The 16,345-nt window shown below is 62.9% G+C and carries 19 protein-coding genes and 1 tRNA gene; 5 read left to right on the forward strand and 15 right to left on the reverse strand.

Annotation, left to right across the window (positions count from 1 at the left end):
• Positions 1–103 precede the first annotated feature (103 nt).
• The 4 genes from CCK88_RS05880 (at position 104) to CCK88_RS05890 (ending at position 1,892) form a co-directional block, all read left to right on the forward strand.
• On the forward strand, positions 104–901 hold the full coding sequence (locus CCK88_RS05880) for a coiled-coil domain-containing protein (RefSeq protein ID WP_086469549.1): 798 nt from the start codon (positions 104–106) through the stop codon (positions 899–901).
• Positions 902–975: 74 nt separating this feature from the next.
• Positions 976–1,050, forward strand: a tRNA-Lys gene (locus CCK88_RS05885).
• Positions 1,051–1,135: 85 nt separating this feature from the next.
• Positions 1,136–1,309, forward strand: a complete 174-nt coding sequence (locus tag CCK88_RS18375) for a hypothetical protein (RefSeq protein ID WP_170926372.1) — start codon at positions 1,136–1,138, stop codon at positions 1,307–1,309.
• Between the two features lie 55 nt (positions 1,310–1,364).
• Positions 1,365–1,892, forward strand: a complete 528-nt coding sequence (locus tag CCK88_RS05890) for a hypothetical protein (protein WP_086469550.1) — start codon at positions 1,365–1,367, stop codon at positions 1,890–1,892.
• 160 nt (positions 1,893–2,052) lie between these two features.
• Here the strand turns inward: CCK88_RS05890 and map are convergent, their stop codons facing one another.
• Genes map through CCK88_RS05910 form a run of 4 tightly spaced genes read right to left on the reverse strand, consistent with a single transcriptional unit; the run spans position 2,053 to position 6,448 of the window.
• Positions 2,053–2,808 carry a type I methionyl aminopeptidase gene (map, locus tag CCK88_RS05895; RefSeq protein WP_086469551.1) on the reverse strand — a complete coding sequence of 252 codons (756 nt, stop codon included), beginning with the start codon at positions 2,806–2,808 and terminating at the stop codon, positions 2,053–2,055.
• 3 nt (positions 2,809–2,811) lie between these two features.
• On the reverse strand, positions 2,812–4,452 hold the full coding sequence (pgi, locus tag CCK88_RS05900) for a glucose-6-phosphate isomerase (RefSeq protein WP_086470838.1): 1,641 nt from the start codon (positions 4,450–4,452) through the stop codon (positions 2,812–2,814).
• A 22-nt stretch (positions 4,453–4,474) separates the two neighbouring features.
• Positions 4,475–5,602 (reverse strand): tRNA guanosine(34) transglycosylase Tgt, encoded by a 1,128-nt coding sequence (gene tgt / locus CCK88_RS05905; protein ID WP_086469552.1) that lies wholly within the window; start codon positions 5,600–5,602, stop codon positions 4,475–4,477.
• 60 nt (positions 5,603–5,662) lie between these two features.
• Positions 5,663–6,448, reverse strand: a complete 786-nt coding sequence (locus CCK88_RS05910) for a mechanosensitive ion channel family protein (RefSeq protein WP_086469553.1) — start codon at positions 6,446–6,448, stop codon at positions 5,663–5,665.
• Between the two features lie 153 nt (positions 6,449–6,601).
• Between CCK88_RS05910 and CCK88_RS05915 the strand changes: the two genes are divergently transcribed.
• Positions 6,602–7,033, forward strand: a complete 432-nt coding sequence (locus CCK88_RS05915; protein WP_086469554.1) for a hypothetical protein — start codon at positions 6,602–6,604, stop codon at positions 7,031–7,033.
• On the opposite strand, the gene CCK88_RS05920 is transcribed toward CCK88_RS05915, so the two are convergent.
• From CCK88_RS05920 to gyrA, 11 genes are all read right to left on the reverse strand, one after another.
• Entirely contained in the window at positions 7,030–7,659 is a 630-nt protein-coding gene (locus tag CCK88_RS05920) for an exopolysaccharide biosynthesis protein (RefSeq protein ID WP_140048899.1), read from the reverse strand. The two genes, CCK88_RS05915 and CCK88_RS05920, sit on opposite strands and share 4 nt — an antisense overlap.
• Positions 7,656–8,735: a tRNA preQ1(34) S-adenosylmethionine ribosyltransferase-isomerase QueA gene (queA, locus tag CCK88_RS05925; protein ID WP_086469556.1), complete on the reverse strand. Its 1,080-nt coding sequence runs from the start codon at positions 8,733–8,735 to the stop codon at positions 7,656–7,658. The genes CCK88_RS05920 and queA overlap by 4 nt, the downstream gene beginning before the upstream one ends.
• Before the next feature lie 58 nt (positions 8,736–8,793).
• Positions 8,794–9,243, reverse strand: coding sequence for a DMT family transporter (locus tag CCK88_RS05930; protein ID WP_086469557.1), 450 nt, complete (start codon positions 9,241–9,243; stop codon positions 8,794–8,796).
• 99 nt (positions 9,244–9,342) lie between these two features.
• The gene (locus tag CCK88_RS05935; RefSeq protein ID WP_086469558.1) at positions 9,343–9,753 is read right to left on the reverse strand and encodes a hypothetical protein; all 411 of its coding nucleotides are present in this window, start codon (positions 9,751–9,753) and stop codon (positions 9,343–9,345) included.
• Between the two features lie 9 nt (positions 9,754–9,762).
• Positions 9,763–10,110: a hypothetical protein gene (locus CCK88_RS05940; protein ID WP_086469559.1), complete on the reverse strand. Its 348-nt coding sequence runs from the start codon at positions 10,108–10,110 to the stop codon at positions 9,763–9,765.
• A 28-nt stretch (positions 10,111–10,138) separates the two neighbouring features.
• The gene (locus CCK88_RS05945; protein ID WP_086469560.1) at positions 10,139–10,651 is read right to left on the reverse strand and encodes a peptidylprolyl isomerase; all 513 of its coding nucleotides are present in this window, start codon (positions 10,649–10,651) and stop codon (positions 10,139–10,141) included.
• Positions 10,652–10,782: 131 nt separating this feature from the next.
• The gene (locus CCK88_RS05950) at positions 10,783–11,367 is read right to left on the reverse strand and encodes a peptidylprolyl isomerase (protein ID WP_086469561.1); all 585 of its coding nucleotides are present in this window, start codon (positions 11,365–11,367) and stop codon (positions 10,783–10,785) included.
• The gene (gene coaD / locus CCK88_RS05955) at positions 11,364–11,858 is read right to left on the reverse strand and encodes a pantetheine-phosphate adenylyltransferase (RefSeq protein WP_086469562.1); all 495 of its coding nucleotides are present in this window, start codon (positions 11,856–11,858) and stop codon (positions 11,364–11,366) included. The genes CCK88_RS05950 and coaD overlap by 4 nt, the downstream gene beginning before the upstream one ends.
• A 557-nt stretch (positions 11,859–12,415) precedes the next feature.
• Positions 12,416–12,802, reverse strand: a complete 387-nt coding sequence (locus CCK88_RS05960) for a tautomerase family protein (RefSeq protein WP_086469563.1) — start codon at positions 12,800–12,802, stop codon at positions 12,416–12,418.
• Positions 12,803–12,856: 54 nt separating this feature from the next.
• Positions 12,857–13,477: a LysE family translocator gene (locus tag CCK88_RS05965; protein ID WP_244557438.1), complete on the reverse strand. Its 621-nt coding sequence runs from the start codon at positions 13,475–13,477 to the stop codon at positions 12,857–12,859.
• A 170-nt stretch (positions 13,478–13,647) separates the two neighbouring features.
• Entirely contained in the window at positions 13,648–16,335 is a 2,688-nt protein-coding gene (gene gyrA, locus CCK88_RS05970; protein ID WP_244557501.1) for a DNA gyrase subunit A, read from the reverse strand.
• Between the last annotated feature and the right edge of the window lie 10 nt (positions 16,336–16,345).

The raw sequence follows: 16,345 nt of genomic DNA on the forward strand, positions 1-16,345 counted from the left end.
TTTACACAAATTTATGGCAGCCAACAGTTGGCGAACCCCTAACAATGGGACCACTCTAGCCGCGATAAGCCCGGCGATTCGGGCGCTTCAGAGGTCTCGTCGCTTGGCTAAAGCATCCGAACAGTTCCGGCAATCGGACGTCACCATTTGGGGCGTCGTTGCGCTTGTTTGCGTCGCTCTCGCCGTGTTCGGATCAAACATCTCGCTGCTGGTGCCGCAGAGCATCATCGGCGGACTGCACCAGCCGCGCGTTGCGGGCGCCTCGATCGAGACCCTTCGCCTCCAGGTTTCGGACCTGCGCGAGGAAACCGCCCGTCTGAAACGTGAGAACGAACTGCTCGTCACACGCTTCACCATGCAGGAACGCTCCAACAACGAGGTGACACGCCGCGTCGGCGCGCTCGAGGTCAGTGTTCCACGCCTGCTCGAAAACATGCCGCCGGATGCTCTGATCGATCGTTCGACCTATACGTCGTCGATTGGCGCCAACCAGACGCTGACCTTCGACGCCGACGGCGGCTCGGTCGCCGTCCGCCAATCCGCCATTCCCGATGCGGCGGCCACGACTGGCAGTACCGCGCAGACCCTGCCCGACATCCTCTCGACCGACACGGCCCTGGCTACATCAGATACCAGTGCTTACGGCATCGCTATCGGCAGTGCGGTCCCCTTCGATGAAACACCAGCTCTTTGGAGTGACCTCACGCTCAAGCTCGGGCCGCTTCTCTTCGGCCTTGCGCCGCTCGTGGTCGACGACGCCAGCGGCGACAACAAGCGCATCGTCGTCGGCCCGATCGAGCAGCTGGCCGAGGCCCGGTCGCTCTGTCAGCGCTTCGAGCGCGTTTCCATCGCCTGTATTCCCATGCCCTACAGCGGCACGCCGCTCGCCGCTGGGCAATAGCAGCCAAATTCGGTTGACAGCCGGACGAGTCTGGCTATTTTCCGCCGCAACGTCCCAAGGCGTTGATAATGTAGGCGCCGGTAGCTCAGTGGTAGAGCATTCGACTTTTAATCGAATGGTCGTGGGTTCGATCCCCACCCGGCGTACCACACTTCTTCCCGATCGATCTCGATTGTCGCGCCGCGGTCACATTGGTCCGGCACATGCGCCAGAGGCTTTGGACCCGCTCCAGCGATGACCCAGACAATCGACGATCCCGATCCCTATGCTGAACTCGACTATCGGGCCGACGCTGGCGAGCTGTCGGAAGACTTTCGCAAGCCGATCCGCATCCATCGGGACGCTCAACGCCACCAGCGGGTAACGCGAACGCGTCTCAGCGCCAATCCCGGTCGCATTCGCATTTGAGAATCAGCCCCATGCCGTACTATCGGCAAGGGCCACGGCGCGTCGAGGAAATGTCATGTCTCAAGCAACGACCGACCTTCTCAAGGTCCTGGCGGTAACCCTGCTGGTCTTTGCCGCCAGCACACTGGTCATGCTCTATGGCATCCTGCTGCTCGCGCAATACGGCGCCAACCTGCCCATGGTCGGCTCCCTGCCGCTCAGCGCGCCACCCGAACTGATACCCATCCTGGCCGGCAGTGGCGTCTTCGGCACGCTGGCAGCGGTGCATGTCACCGGCTCCGGCATCGCCCTGCTGCTCACCAGCGCCACCATCGACCAGGCGCTGCTGATCACAGCAAAGGCCGTCGCGGTGGTTATCGTGGCCCTGCTCGGCTTTGCAGTCGGCCACATGGTCTATCTGCAGCTCACCGAGAACACAGCGCTCAACCTCAATCCGCTGATGCCAGCGCTGATCGCACTGGCAGGCTTCTTTGTGCTTTCGACGTTTCTCGCGGTTCCCGCCCTGCGGCAGTTGGGCAACCTGCGCTTCGCCATCGGCGTCGGCATGATTGTGCTGGGGCCGTTGCTGCTGGTCTGGCTTTAGGCGCGCCGCAGGAAAGTCTTGTCCAAGCGCCACCTGCTCCCCGGGCCTGACCGTCGGAACAGCTGCGATATGCGCGAATATTGCAAGTGGCGTTCGGATCAGGTCCGAGGGCGGTACGGTGGATGTGGGCAGCTTATGTGGCGAGCCGGTTCCACGAACATCATCCCGCCAGCGTGACAACCACCGCCCCGCGCGGCGTCGCTACCACCGTATGCTCGTACTGCACGGTCGGCGCCAGGGGCTCGGCCGTCAGCGTCCACTCGTCGTCATCATACATCTGCTCGGCCATCTGACCGCCCATCGACAGGAACGGCTCGATGGTAAAGACGAGGCCATTCTGAATTTTTCGCCGCTCCGACCGGTCCGGCCAGGTCGGAATTTCGCCAGGCTCGTCGTGAAGACTGGCACCGACGCCGTGGCTGGCGAGGTTGCGGATCAGCGTGTATCCGCCCTTCTTGGCCACCTTGCCGATGGCCGTGCCGATATCGGCCAGCGCGCCTCCCGCCTTCACCGCATTGATCCCGGCCCACATCGCCTTCTTGCCGTCACGGCAAAGGTTTTCCAGCCGCTTGTCAGCCTTGCCCAGAATGTAGGACGCGCCGCAATCGGCGAACACGCCATCGAGTTCGGCTGAAACGTCGATATTGACGAGGTCGCCGGCGGCAAGAACCCGATTGCCCGGAATGCCGTGCGCGATCTCCTCGTTCACCGAGATGCAGGTCGCGCCCGGAAAGTCATAGGTCAGCACCGGCGCAGATACCGCGCCATACCCGGCCAGAAACTTGGCGCCGATTTCGTCCAGCTCCAGCGTCGTCATGCCCGGCCGCATGGCCGTCGCCATGGCCTCGCGGGCCATGGCGCAGATCCGCCCGATCGCCTTGAGCTTGTCGAGCTGTTCGTCAGTCGTGATGATCAAGCGTCAGGCCTTGTTGGCAAGGTAGTATCCGAGCAGCCCCTGCGTCGAGGCGTCGTGTCCTTCGCCGCTCTCTTCGCCCTTCACCTTGGGCAGGAGGGCCTTGGCAAGCTGCTTGCCCAGTTCCACGCCCCACTGGTCGTAGGAGTTGACGTTCCAGATCACGCCCTGCACGAACACCTTGTGCTCGTAGAGCGCAATGAGCGAGCCCAGTACTTCCGGCGTCAGTTGCTTGTAGAACAGCGTATTGGATGGCCGGTTACCCGGGAACACCTTGTGCGGCGCCAGCGCCTTGATCTGGTCCTTGTCGAGGCCTTGCGCCTTGAGCTCGGCGACCACCTCGTCCTTGGTCTTGCCCAGCATCAGCGCTTCCGATTGCGCCAGCACATTGGCGACCAGCTTGTCGTGATGCGGCGGCAGGTTTTCGTGCGGACGCGCCGCAATCAGGAAATCGCACGGTATGACGTCGGTACCCTGGTGGATCAGCTGATAGAAGGCGTGCTGGCCATTGGTACCCGGCTCGCCCCAGACGATCGGGCCAGTCGGCCAGTCGACCTTCTTGCCATCAAGCGTCACCGACTTGCCGTTCGATTCCATGTCCTGCTGCTGCAGATAGGCGGCAAAGCGGCTGAGCCGCTGGTCGTAGGGCAGAACGGCATGGGTTGAAAAACCCCAGGCATTGCGATACCAGACGCCGATCAGCGCCATGATCACCGGGAGATTGCGCTCCAGCGGCGTTTCGAGGAAATGCCGGTCCATGGCGTCGGCACCCGCGAGAAACTTCGCGAAATTGTCGTACCCCACGGCCAGCGCGATCGGCAGCCCGATCGCCGACCACACCGAATAGCGCCCGCCGACCCAGTCCCAGAACCCGAATATGCGGTCCTGCCGGATTCCGAACTTCGCGCAAGCCTCGAGATTGGTCGACACCGCAGCAAAGTGGTTCGGCACCGCCTCCTCGCCCAGCGTGTCCGAAATCCAGTCTCGCGCCGAATTGGCATTGGTCATGGTTTCGTCGGTGGTGAAGGTCTTGGACGCTACGATGAACAGCGTCTTCTTGGGGTCGAGTCGCTTGAGGACGTCGTGAATATGCGCGCCATCGACATTCGAGACGTAATGGGCACGCAGGTCGGCGCGCGTATAGGGTTCGAGCGCCAGCGTCACCATGGCCGGGCCTAGATCCGACCCGCCGATGCCGATATTGACCACATCGGTGAACTGCGCGCCGCCCTGGCCGCGGATCTCGCCCGAGCGCACCGCATTGGTATAGGTCTCGATGGCCGCGAGCACCGCCCGCACGTCGGGCATGACGTCCTTGCCGTCGACTTCGACCGGCTTGTCGCCCTGGTAGCGCAGCGCCATGTGCATCACGGCGCGGTCTTCGGTGATGTTGATGTGCTCGCCTTCGCACATCTGGCTGCGGCGATCTTCCACCCCGGCGGCGCGCGCCAACTCGAACAGCGCATCCATCGCATCTTCGTCGATGCGGTTCTTGGAATAGTCGAGCAGGATGTCGGCACCGGTGGCCGAGAACCGCTGGAAGCGGTTGGGATCGAGCGCGAACATTTCGCGCATCGTGTAATCGTCCAGCCGCTTGCGCTGCTTGGTCAGCAGATTGAGCACGTCGCCGCGTTCGCCCTTGGCCATGGTCATGTCCCTTTGAGAAAACCTAGAGAGGCGGCAGGTCGCCGGCGGCCCATGCCGCACGTGTCTCTGCCGCGAAATCCGTCATCCGTCCGGCCGCAATCGCTGCCCGTGTCCCCGCCGTCAGTTCCTGATAATAGGCCAGGTTGATCTGCGAAAGCACCATGGCGCCCAAAATCTCTTCGGTCTTGACCAGATGGTGCAGATAAGCGCGGCTCCAGCGTCGGCAGTTGGGGTTGGGCGACGCCTCGTCCAGCGGACGATGGTCATCCTTATGCCGGGCATTTTTCAGGTTGATGACGCCGAAGCGGGTGTAGGCATGGCCATGTCGTCCGGCGCGCGTCGGGTGGACGCAGTCGAACATGTCGATACCGCGCTCGATCCCGCCAAGGATATCGTCCGGCTTGCCGACGCCCATGAGGTAGCGCGGCCGGTCCTCCGGCAATTCCGGCGTGATGTCGCTGAGCACCCGGAACATCACCGCCTGCGGCTCGCCGACAGCCAGTCCGCCAACGGCATAGCCGTCGAAGCCGATCGACTTGAGCCCCGCGGCCGATCGCCCGCGCAATTCGGCGTCGTCACCGCCCTGCACGATGCCGAAAAGCGCCCGGTTCTGCTGATTGTTGAAAGCGGTTTTCGACCGCTCCGCCCAGCGAATGGAAAGCTCCATTGCCCGCTCCATCTCCTTGCGCTCGGCCGGTAGTGCGATGCACTCGTCGAGCTGCATAATGATATCGCTGTCGAGCAGAGTCTGGATTTCGATCGAGCGCTCCGGCGTCAGTTCGTAGGCCGATCCATCGATATGCGACTTGAACGTCACGCCCTTCTCGGTGAGCTTGCGCAGCTTGGCCAGCGACATCACCTGGAAACCGCCGCTATCGGTCAGGATCGGCCGCTGCCAATCCATGAAATCGTGCAGCCCCCCAAGGGAGGCGACCCGTTCTGCGCCGGGGCGCAGCATCAGGTGGTAGGTATTGCCAAGCAGGATATCCGCGCCGGTTTCACGCACCTGCTCGGGATACATGGCCTTGACCGTTCCGGCTGTCCCGACGGGCATGAATGCTGGGGTATTGATCTCGCCGCGCGGCGTATCGATGCGGCCCTGACGGGCCATGCCGTCCGAGGCGAGAACGGAAAATGTGACTTGCTTCATGGCCCGGGTTCTAGCCTGTTGCGACGCGCCCGACAATCGGTCTGGGCGCGCCTCCTCGGGTCAGGCCGCCGGCGCGAAGTTGTTGTTGGCGTCCAGCACCTGTTTGACCCGTTCCTGCACTTCGGAGCGCGCACGCCACCAGTCCTTGCTGCGAACCGGCACGCGGGCGACGAGGGTCATGTTGGAATCGCCCAGTGTGTCCAGAAGCACTTCCGACTGTGCATTGGGGTCGGAATAGTCGGTGCGCATGGAACCCACCAGTTGCGCGCGCACGGTCGCAAGATCGGCACTGCGCGGAACGTTGAACTTGACCTCGACCATACGGTCCGCCTCGCGGCTGTAGTTGATGATCTTGGCGTTGGAGAGCTTTGAATTCGGCGCGAACAAGAACACGCCGTCGATGGTGCGCATCTGCGTGGCGAACAGCCCCACTTCCACCACCGTACCCACGATGCCGTCGGCGTCGATATAGTCGCCCGTGTTGAACGGACGCAGGAACACCAGCATGATGCCGGCCGCTATATTCGACAGGGTTCCCTGCAAGGCCAGCGCGATGGCCAGGCCGGCCGCGCCGAGCACTGCCAGGATCGAGGCCGTTTCCACGCCGAACTGCCCCAGCACGATGATGATGGTGACGAACAGCACGGCATATCGAACGACCTGACCGATCAGCGGCGCCACGGTCGCGCTATTGCGCACCCGCGCCGCCACGAAGGATGCGAGGGCCCGCGATACGATATTGGCGATGATCCAACCCGCCACCAGCACGATGATCGCGACCAGCAACGACCATGCATTGGTGAGGATCCAGGCGGTCGAAACGCCGAAAAAGGTATCGTCGGTCAAGGTTTGGCTCCTGTTTGGATGATAAGGGCAAAAGCTCTTGCATCCGTATTGGTTGCAGCCTTTTTGCCGCGGAGTGGGCCCCTGCCTTCATAAAGTTGCCACTCTTGTTGGCGCCTCTACCCCAGTTAAAACATTGTCTGTGAGGGATTTTTGATGAACCGTTTTGCCGTGCTCGCTGCCGCCATCCTGCCTCTTCTGGCCGTCCCCACGCTTGCGCAGGAACATGAGGGGTTCTGGTCCGGGCAAGGCGAGGGCGACATCACCCTCGATCTCACCCATGTCGAGAATGACGTCTATAAGATTTCCATCAACACCGTCGTGCCGATCTCGGATGTCGGCGGCTGCGCCGGTGGCATCGACGGCGAGGTGATCCTGACAAGCGAAGGCGGCAATTTTTTCGTCGAGAACGAAGACTATGACCCGCAGCAGGAAGAAGCCGGTCTCAATCGCCGCTACTGCGAAATCGCCCTGACGTTTAACGAGGACGGCACGCTCACTACCGAAGAAAAGACCGGGTGCCTCTATTATCACGGCGCCGCCTGTGGCTTCAGCGGCACGCTCGAGCACGACGCCGCCGGCCTCTAAGAGGCCATCGACTGGAAGGCCGTCATCCCCAGGTGCAGGACACCCAGGATGATGGCTGCGTCGACAATGAGGCCCAGCGCAGTCGCCACGAGTCCGGTGATGACCCCCACCCCGTCGCGATTGAGCATTGAAAACGCGATGATGCAAAGCCCGACATTGGGAATGGCATTGATGAAGGGAATGGGCAGCGCCATCACCAGGCTCACCCCGATCACCAGGACGCCATAAGGCACCACCGCGCCCGCGCCGGTCAACCACCGCATCCGCGGTCGCGAAAACCGCGATAGCAAATTGGCGACCTTCACGACCTGGTTGCTGCCCCGCACCATCAGGTCGATGGGCAGCTTCCGCCGTCCCAATATGCCCGGCAGCCGGATCGGCCGGCCCATCAGCATGGCAATGGCGATCGCCCCTGTGGTGAACGCGATCGTGCCGCCGTAGCCTGGAGGTCCCGGGATCATGTTGAACAGCGACACCACGAGCAGCAGGAGCCGGTGAGACTTCGGCCCCAGCAGCTCGATCAGCCTGTCGAGCGTCACGTGCGATTGATTGTGGTCAGCGGCCAGCCGGAGCGATCGGGCAATGCGCCGCATGTATCTGTTGATCGGCGAATGCCGCTCCGTCACGCATCATCCTCGGGATGCGGGGCACGGTGCAACAGCGACGAGTCGCCGTAGGAATAGAAGCGATATGCGTTGCCGATGGCATGTGCGTACGCGTCCTTCATCGTCTGCAGGCCCGAAAAGGCGCTGACCAGCATGAAGAGGGTCGATTTGGGCAGGTGGAAGTTCGTCATCAGCACGTCTACCGTCCGGAACCGGAAGCCAGGCGTGATGAAGATGTCGGTATCGCCCACGAAGGGCTTCAGCTCACCCGTTGCCCGCGAAGCGGTTTCGAGCAACCTGAGACTGGTCGTTCCGACTGCGATCACCCTGCCCCCTGCGGCACGGCGCGCATTGATCCGCTCGACGGTTGCCTGGTCGATCTCGCCCCATTCTGAATGCATGACGTGGTCGTCGGTGTCATCTGCCTTCATCGGCAGGAAGGTCCCGGCGCCCACATGCAGAGTGACCCGCTCCATGGCGACATCCATGTCGGCGAGATCCTGCAGCAGCTTTTCGGTAAAGTGCAGCCCGGCAGTGGGTGCGGCGACAGCGCCGTCCTCCGCGGCATAGACAGTCTGGTAGTCGACCTTGTCGCGCTCCTCCACTGGCCGCTTGGCCCCGATATAGGGTGGAAGCGGCATGGCGCCATGCGACTTGATGGCCTCGTCGAGTTGGGCACCGCCCAGCTCGAACTCCAGCGTCACCTCGCCGGTGTCCCCCTTGCCGGCCACGCGGGCGATCAGGGGATCGGCACCGCCATTCCCGAGTTCGAGCCGATCAAGCAGATGCAGTTTCTTGGCCGGTCGGGCGAACGCCCGCCAGGTATGGGCATCGTCGCGCTTGTGCAGGTTGAACGACACGTTGGCGCGAGTCTCCCCGCGCACGCGGATGCCCTTGAGCTCCGCTGGTAGCACCCGCGTATCGTTGACCACAAGCACGTCACCGGGTCGCAACAGCGTCCGGAGGTCGGGGATATGCTGGTTCGCAAAGGGCTCACCCGGCCGCACCACCAGAAGTCGTGCGCTGTCGCGCGGCTCGGCCGGATGCAGGGCAATCAGGGTTTCGGGCAGGTCGAAGTCGAATTCTGTAACGCGCATGGCCGCTCGTTAGCATGGCTTTGAGTTGGCGAAAACGTCGCGCGCGCAGCGGAAGTTGCTAAAGCACGCGGATCATCACTGCGCCGACCACGAGCAGTGCCGCCCCGGCCAGTCGCCCGACCGAAATCTCGCGCACCGCCATGCCCATGAATCCGATCTTGTCGAGAAACAGTCCGCCCACCAGTTGGCCGGTGACGGAGAGCGCCATCACGGCCGCCGCTCCCATGACCGGGGTCAGCGTGATGTTCGAAAAGACATAGAACGCGCCCAGCAGCCCTCCGGCCACGAACGTCCACGGCGCAGGCGCTCCGAAATTGATTGGTGTGCCACCGAGATGGCTGAACAGGAACGCCAGCGCCCAGAGCACGACGCCGCCGGCGAGAAACGATACTGCGGCGGCCGCCACCGTCACTTCCAGTGCCCGCCCGAGGCTGGCATTGATTGGCGCCTGCGCGGCAATGCAGGCGCCCGCGATGACGCCCATGAGCGCCCAGAGAACTGTATCCATTTTCAAAATCAATGACCTGAGATGAGAAGCGGACTCAGCGTGACAAGTCCGGCCAAGCCTCGACCAGATCGCTTCACACCTTCCGCGTCAAGCCTGCGGCTACTGCGCATCCGACTGGCAGGTGACGGTCCACAAGCCACCGCCGCCCACAGCCACGACCCCGCCGATCTGCGAGCGCTGCGCCTCGTAGACGCGGCCGATGCGGAAACTCATCGAATGGTGGCGGTCGCCATTCTCGTCGTCCCACGACACCGAGCCGCCTTCAGTGTCGTCACCGCGGAACCCGTCCTGGACATATTCGCCGTCGTGTTTGGGATGGTCGGGATTCGTCGAGTAGCCGAAATCGTCGATCAGCTGCATGGTGACCTCGCGGATCGGCTGGTCGAGTCGATAGTCGAAGGCATAGCTGAAGGTGATCTCACCTTGCGCATCCGTGCAGGTCACGGTCTCGACCGCCAGAGCCGGCGTCACCAGAAACGCCACGAGACCCGAAGTGATTGCGTGTTTCATCGCCACGGCTCACCCCTCCATGCATGTGACGTCGACCTGCATGGTCTGCGAACGCAGCACTCCCACGAAGCTCTCGGTTGCCCGATCAAAGCGAACTCTGAGGCTGACGATGATGTCCTCGAAATTGGGATCGACGAAATCGACCATGATGTCGTCGCCCTCGGCGAAGGCCTGGCCGACGGCGAATGGTTCGCCCTCGCCGCGCTCCGGGCCGGTCGAATAGGTGATGCCACCGATCTCGACGCTGGCGCCGAGCACCTGCATCACCACCAGCCGGCCCATGGCGATATCGGCCGATCCGCCCTCGCCTTCACAAAAAAGGCCCCCGCTTGCCTGGGCAGGCGAAACGAGAGCCATGGCCGCAACCAGCGTTGCGACGCAAAGATTACTCGGCGATGTCGGCCGCGACCTTGACCGAAACCATCTTGTCCGGGTTGATGACCGGCTCGCCACGCTTGATCTGATCGACATTCTCCATGCCCTCGATGACCTCACCCCACACAGTATACTGGCGGTTGAGGAATGGGGCATCCGCAAAGCAGATGAAGAACTGCGAATTGGCCGAGTTCGGGTCCTGGGCGCGAGCCATCGAGGCTGTGCCGCGCTTGTGCGGCGTCTCGTTGAATTCCTGCTTCAGGTTCGGATACTGCGAGCCGCCGGTGCCGGCGCGCGACGGGTTGAAGTCGGTGAGGTTCGAATTGCCGAACTTCACGTCGCCGGTCTGGGCCATGAAGCCGTCGATCACGCGGTGGAACACCACGCCGTCATAGGCGCCTTCACGGGCAAGCTTCTTGATATGCTCGACGTGACCGGGAGCCACGTCCGGCTTCATCGCGATAACGACATTGCCCTTGGTGGTTTCGATGACGAGGGTGTTTTCGGGATCGGCATAGGCCATGTTCAGCAACTTTCCTTGGAGAGGGTCGGCCCGCATTTAGGCCGGATCGGCGACAGGCGCAAGGTTCGCCGAACCAACCGAAACCGCACCGCAAGGCGATGACGGCGTCCCGATGGTCCGGCGATCGCGCCTTACTTGTATTCGATGGCGGCCGAGACGATCTTGTCCGGGTTCTCGACGGCGCCATTGCGCTCCTGCGGACCCTTTTCGAGCGCGTCGACCGTCTCCATGCCCGAAACGACCTTCCCGAACACGGTGTACTGGCCGTCCAGGAAAGTGGAATCCGCGGTCACGATGAAGAACTGGGAATTGAACGAATTGGGGTCCTGGGACCGAGCCGCGCCCACTGCCCCGCGCACGAAGCTCTCGGAGTTGAACTCGGCCTCGACGTCGGGCATGTCCGATCCGCCGGTGCCGGCCATCGCCAGGTTGTATGCCGGATCGTCGGAGTCGCCGTTCGAAACGTCGCCGGTCTGGGCCATGAACCCGTCGATGACGCGATGGAACACCACGCCGTCATATTCGCCGGCTTCGGTCAGCGCCACGATGCGTTCGACATGCTTGGGCGCGATTTCCGGCAGCAGCTCGATGTCGACCACGCCGTCCTCCAGCGTCAGGATCAGGTGCGGCTGGCCCGACTGGGCAAAGGCCGGCGCAGCGACAAGGGTCGCGCCCAGGGCAAGCGCGGCGAAGGTACGGCGGGTCAACTTGATCATTTGGACTTGAGAGCCTTGAAGACGATTGGAGGAACGAAGGCGGAAATATCCCCGCCCATTTCTGCGATCTGGCGCACCAATGTGGCCGAGATATGCCGAACCGGCGGGCTGGAGGGCAGGAAAACGGTCTGCAGGTCGGGCGCCATCTGCGCGTTCATGCCCACCATCTGCATTTCGTAATTGTAATCCGTGGTGTCGCGCAGCCCGCGGATGATCAGCTTGGCACCGTTTTCCCGCGCCGCATTGACCATGAGGCCCGAGAAATCGACGATCCGGAACGTGGTGTCGGTGCGGATGCCGATCGGCGGCAGCACCTGATCGAGGATGGCGACCCGGTCCTGGTGCGAAAACAGCGGGTTCTTCTTGGTGGCGCTGATACCGACCGCGACCACCAGCGTATCCACCAGCTTGCAGGCGCGTTCAATGACATCGAGATGCCCATTGGTCAGCGGATCGAACGACCCCGGATAGAATCCCACCAAACCCGTCATACGCATCCCCTCCTCGGGTGATTTTGGATCGTTTTGTCATTTCCGTCCTCGGGGGGCAAGAGCGCGTGCCTCAGCGCCGGCTGGCCTCGGAGGCTGCCGGTTCCTGCATTGGACGGGACCCGAGGCGCGTGCGTCTCGCAGGTTTTGAAATAGTGAGACGTGGCCGCCTCGGGTCGCCGGTTTTTGGAACTGTCCGGCGGCGGGGGGATCGCTCGTCCCGTCACGGCCGGACTGGAACCTGTGGGACAGGCAAAAGCCCCACCCGACTCACCCGACCACTGTTCGCCTGCAGACCGCCGCGCCGGGTGATGGGAGGAGTATGCGGCCAGGTGAATGAGCGGGGATTACTTTTCCCGCTGATGGCGAAAGGGCGCCCCATCCGAGACGTTCGAGTACATGAGGCGGCGGCCCGATAGCGGACATAGGCGTCATGCCCCCAACCGCCTCTCCTAAAAGTACCACAGAAAAGGGCGCCGAAGCGCCCTTTTCCTATTCCACGGCCGGATCGGCCGACGAATTCCGGCGCGTCGCGCAGGTCGGAAATGCCGTAGTCCGGTTCAGACATCGACCTTGAAGCCGAGCTCGATTTCGCTCGCCGGCTTGCCACGGAGTCCCCAGTTTTCTCTTGGCACTTCGTGCAGGATCACCTTGATGTCGTGCGGTTCGAGTCCGAATGCCGCCAGTCGAGTTACCATTGCCGCATAGAGCCGGCGCTTGGCCTCGATGCTCCGGCCGGTAAAGAGGCTGATCTCGATGACCGTGTAGCGCTCGCTGGACGTCGCCGGCGAGATGACAGCGTCCAGCTCGAACTCATGGAGCCGCACGCACCGGTCCTGCGCCGGTATGAGTATGCCCTCGACGAGCGCAGCCTGAACAGCTTCGATGAATTCACCGCGACGGGCACCGAGCCACCCGCTACGGGTTTCGATTCTTGTAGAAGGCATTGCGAGAATTCCCTGATGAAAAACGTGAACGAAATGGCCGACCGAGAACCAGGATCACGCCCGTTTCTGCAAGGCCAGCCAGACACCGCCGAACATCAGGATCACGCCTGAAAGCCGGGACACCATGCGCACGCGTGCCGCGCTCAGCAGTCCACGGGCCCGGCCCGCCACCAGGGCATAAACCGCATCGGTGGAGCCGGCCACCAGCATGAAGAACAGGCCCAGCAGCATGACCTGCGGAAATGTGGGCTGGCTCACATCCACGAACTGCGGCAGGAATGCCCCAAGGAAAATCAGCGCCTTGGGATTGGAAAGAATAACGAGGAAACCCTCCAGCATCGTCCGGGCGTTCGACTTGCCGCGCGCCGCCTCCACCCCGCCGATATCGCCGTCGCTGCGCAGCATCTTGAAGCCGAGCCAGACCAGATAGGCAGCGCCAACAAGCTTTATCCAGTCGAAGGCGGCGCCCATGAATGCCACCAGGGCCTGCATGCCCAGCGCGACGATCAGCGTCATCACGAGAACGCCTGCCTGCGTTCCGGCCACGATGGCGAGCCCTGCCCCGGTCCCGCGCGCCAGTGAATTGGCGACGATGACCGTCACGGTCGGTCCCGGCACGATGGCAAGGAGGAAGCAGGCTCCCAGATAGGGGATGAGTATGCTGGGGTCGAACACGATGGAATCTCCTCGGAAAAGGAGCAAGCCACCGGGCTCGGGAAAAGACAAGGACTTTGCCACCCGCTCGCTTTTCCGCGCTTGGGTCGAGCCCGAAGGGCAGACCGGCATGTGTAGAGGTCTCTCAGCAAGTGCACCCCAACAAAAAAGGGCGCCGAGGCGCCCTTTTCCTATTCCACGGCCGGATCGGCCGGCGGCGCCTCTGGCGCTTCGGGCAGGTCGCCCTCTTCACCCTCAGGCTCGCTGATGCGCTCCACCGACACGACCTTCTCGTCCTCGGCCGTATCGAACACGATCACACCCTGGGTCGAGCGGCCCTTGATGCCGATTGGCTTGTCGCCACCGACGGGCAGGCGGATTGTCTGGCCACCATCGCTGATCAGCATGATCTGGTCTTCTTCTTCCACCGGGAAGCTGGCGACCAGGTTGCCGTTGCGCTTGTTGACTGCCATGGCGACGATACCCTTACCGCCGCGACCGGTGATCCGGTATTCGTGGCTGGACGTTCGCTTGCCATATCCGTTTTCGGAAATGGTCAGGATGAACTGCTCCTGCGCCCCCATCTGCGCATAAAGCTCCTGGCTGAGTTCACCGGCCTCGACGCCGGCCTCGTCTGAGCCGGCATCGTCGGCGTCGACTTCGCCACGCATGGCCCTGCTGCGCTTGAGATAGGCCGCACGCTGCTCGGCGCTCGCATCCGAGTGGTTGATGATGGCCATGGAGATGACGGTATCCTTGTCCGCCAGCTGAATGCCGCGCACGCCCATGGAGTCGCGCCCCTTGAACAGGCGCACATCGTCGACGCGGAAGCGGATGGCCTGGCCCATGGCCGTGGTCATCAGCACGTCATTGCTGGTCGTGCAGGTCTCGACGCCGACGATCTCGTCGCCTTCGTCGAGCTTCATGGCGATCTTGCCGTTCTGCCGCACTTCCACGAAATCGGCCAGCGAGTTGCGGCGCACCGTGCCGCGCGTCGTGGCGAACATGATGTCGAGATTGCCCCACGAGGTTTCATCCTCCGGCAGCGGCATGATCGAGGTGATGCGTTCGCCCTGTTCGAGCGGCAGGATATTGATCAGCGCCTTGCCCTTGGCATTGGCTGCCGAGAGCGGCAGGCGCCAGACCTTGAGCTTGTAGGCAATGCCGCGACTGGTGAAGAACAGCACTGGCGTATGCGTATTGGCGACGAACAGTCTTGCGACGAAATCCTCCTCGCGCGTCGACATGCCGGTACGGCCCTTGCCGCCACGGTTCTGCGCCCGATAGGCCGACAGCGGCACGCGCTTGATGTAGCCGGCATGGCTCACGGTCACGACCATGTCCTCGCGGGCGATCAGGTCCTCGTCGTCGAAGTCGGCGACATGGTCCGAGATTTCCGTGCGCCGCGGCGAGCCGAACTGCTCGCGGATGGCTTCCAGTTCCTCGCGGATGATCGTCCGTACGCGCTCGCGGCTGCGCAGGATCTCGAGGTAGTCTTCGATTTCTGCGCCAAGGCCGTTGAGTTCGTCGCCAATTTCATCGCGCCCGAGCGCCGTGAGGCGCGCGAGGCGTAGCTCGAGAATGGCGCGCGCCTGTTCTTCCGAAAGGTTGAACGTGCCGTCCTCGTTGATGCGGTGGCGCGGGTCGTCGATCAGCTTGATCAGCGGCGCCACGTCGGCTGCAGGCCAGCGGCGGGTCATCAGCTGCTCGCGCGCCGTCGCCGGATCGGGCGCGGTGCGAATGAGGGCGATGACCTCGTCGATATTGGCGACGGCAACGGCAAGACCGACCAGCACATGGGCACGGTCGCGGGCCTTGTTGAGCAGGAACCGGGCGCGGCGGGTCACCACCTCCTCGCGGAAGGCGATGAACGCATCGAGGATCTGCTTGAGGTTCATGAGCTCAGGCTTGCCGCCATTGAGCGCCACAAAGTTGCAGCCGAACGAGGATTGCAGCGGCGTGAACCGATAGAGCTGGTTGAGCACCACATCCGGCAGCGCATCGCGCTTGACCTCGATGACGACGCGCATGCCTTCGCGGCTGGATTCGTCACGCAGGTCGGCAATGCCCTCGATGCGCTTGTCGCGCACCAGTTCGGCGATCTTTTCCACCATCGCCGCCTTGTTCACCTGATACGGGATCTCGGTGATGACGATGGCTTCGCGTTCCTTGCGCACTTCCTCGATGCTCGAGCGCCCGCGCACGATGATAGAGCCGCGGCCGGTCTCGTAAGCCTGGCGAATGCCGGCGCGCCCAAGAATGATACCGCCCGTCGGGAAGTCCGGACCGGGGAGATGCTCAAGCAGCTCTTCGGTCAGGATCGAGGGGTTGTCGAGCACGGCCAGCGCCGCATTGATGGTCTCGGCCAGGTTGTGGGTCGGCACATTGGTGGCCATGCCCACGGCAATGCCGCCGCCGCCATTGACCAGCATGTTCGGGAAACGCGCCGGCAAGACGGTAGGCTCACGCTCCGAGCCGTCATAGTTGTCGCGGAAATCGACGGTGTCCTTGTCCAGGTCGTCGAGCAGCGATCCCGTGATCCGCTGCATGCGCACTTCGGTGTATCGCATGGCCGCCGGCATGTCGCCGTCGACGGAGCCGAAATTGCCCTGGCCCTCGACCAGCATCTGACCCATCGAAAAGTCCTGGGCCATTCGCACCAGCGCCATATAGACGGCGCTGTCGCCATGCGGGTGGTATTTACCGATAACGTCGCCGACGACGCGGGCCGACTTGCGGAACGGCTTGTTGTACTCGTAGCCGTTCTCGCTCATCGAAAACAGGATGCGGCGATGCACAGGCTTGAGGCCGTCCCGCACATCCGGAAGCGCACGGCTGACGATCACGCTCATTGCGTAATCGAGATAGCTCTTGCGCATTTCGTCGGTA

It is taken from the genome of Devosia lucknowensis, from assembly GCF_900177655.1.
Classification (GTDB): Bacteria; Pseudomonadota; Alphaproteobacteria; order Rhizobiales; family Devosiaceae; genus Devosia; species Devosia lucknowensis.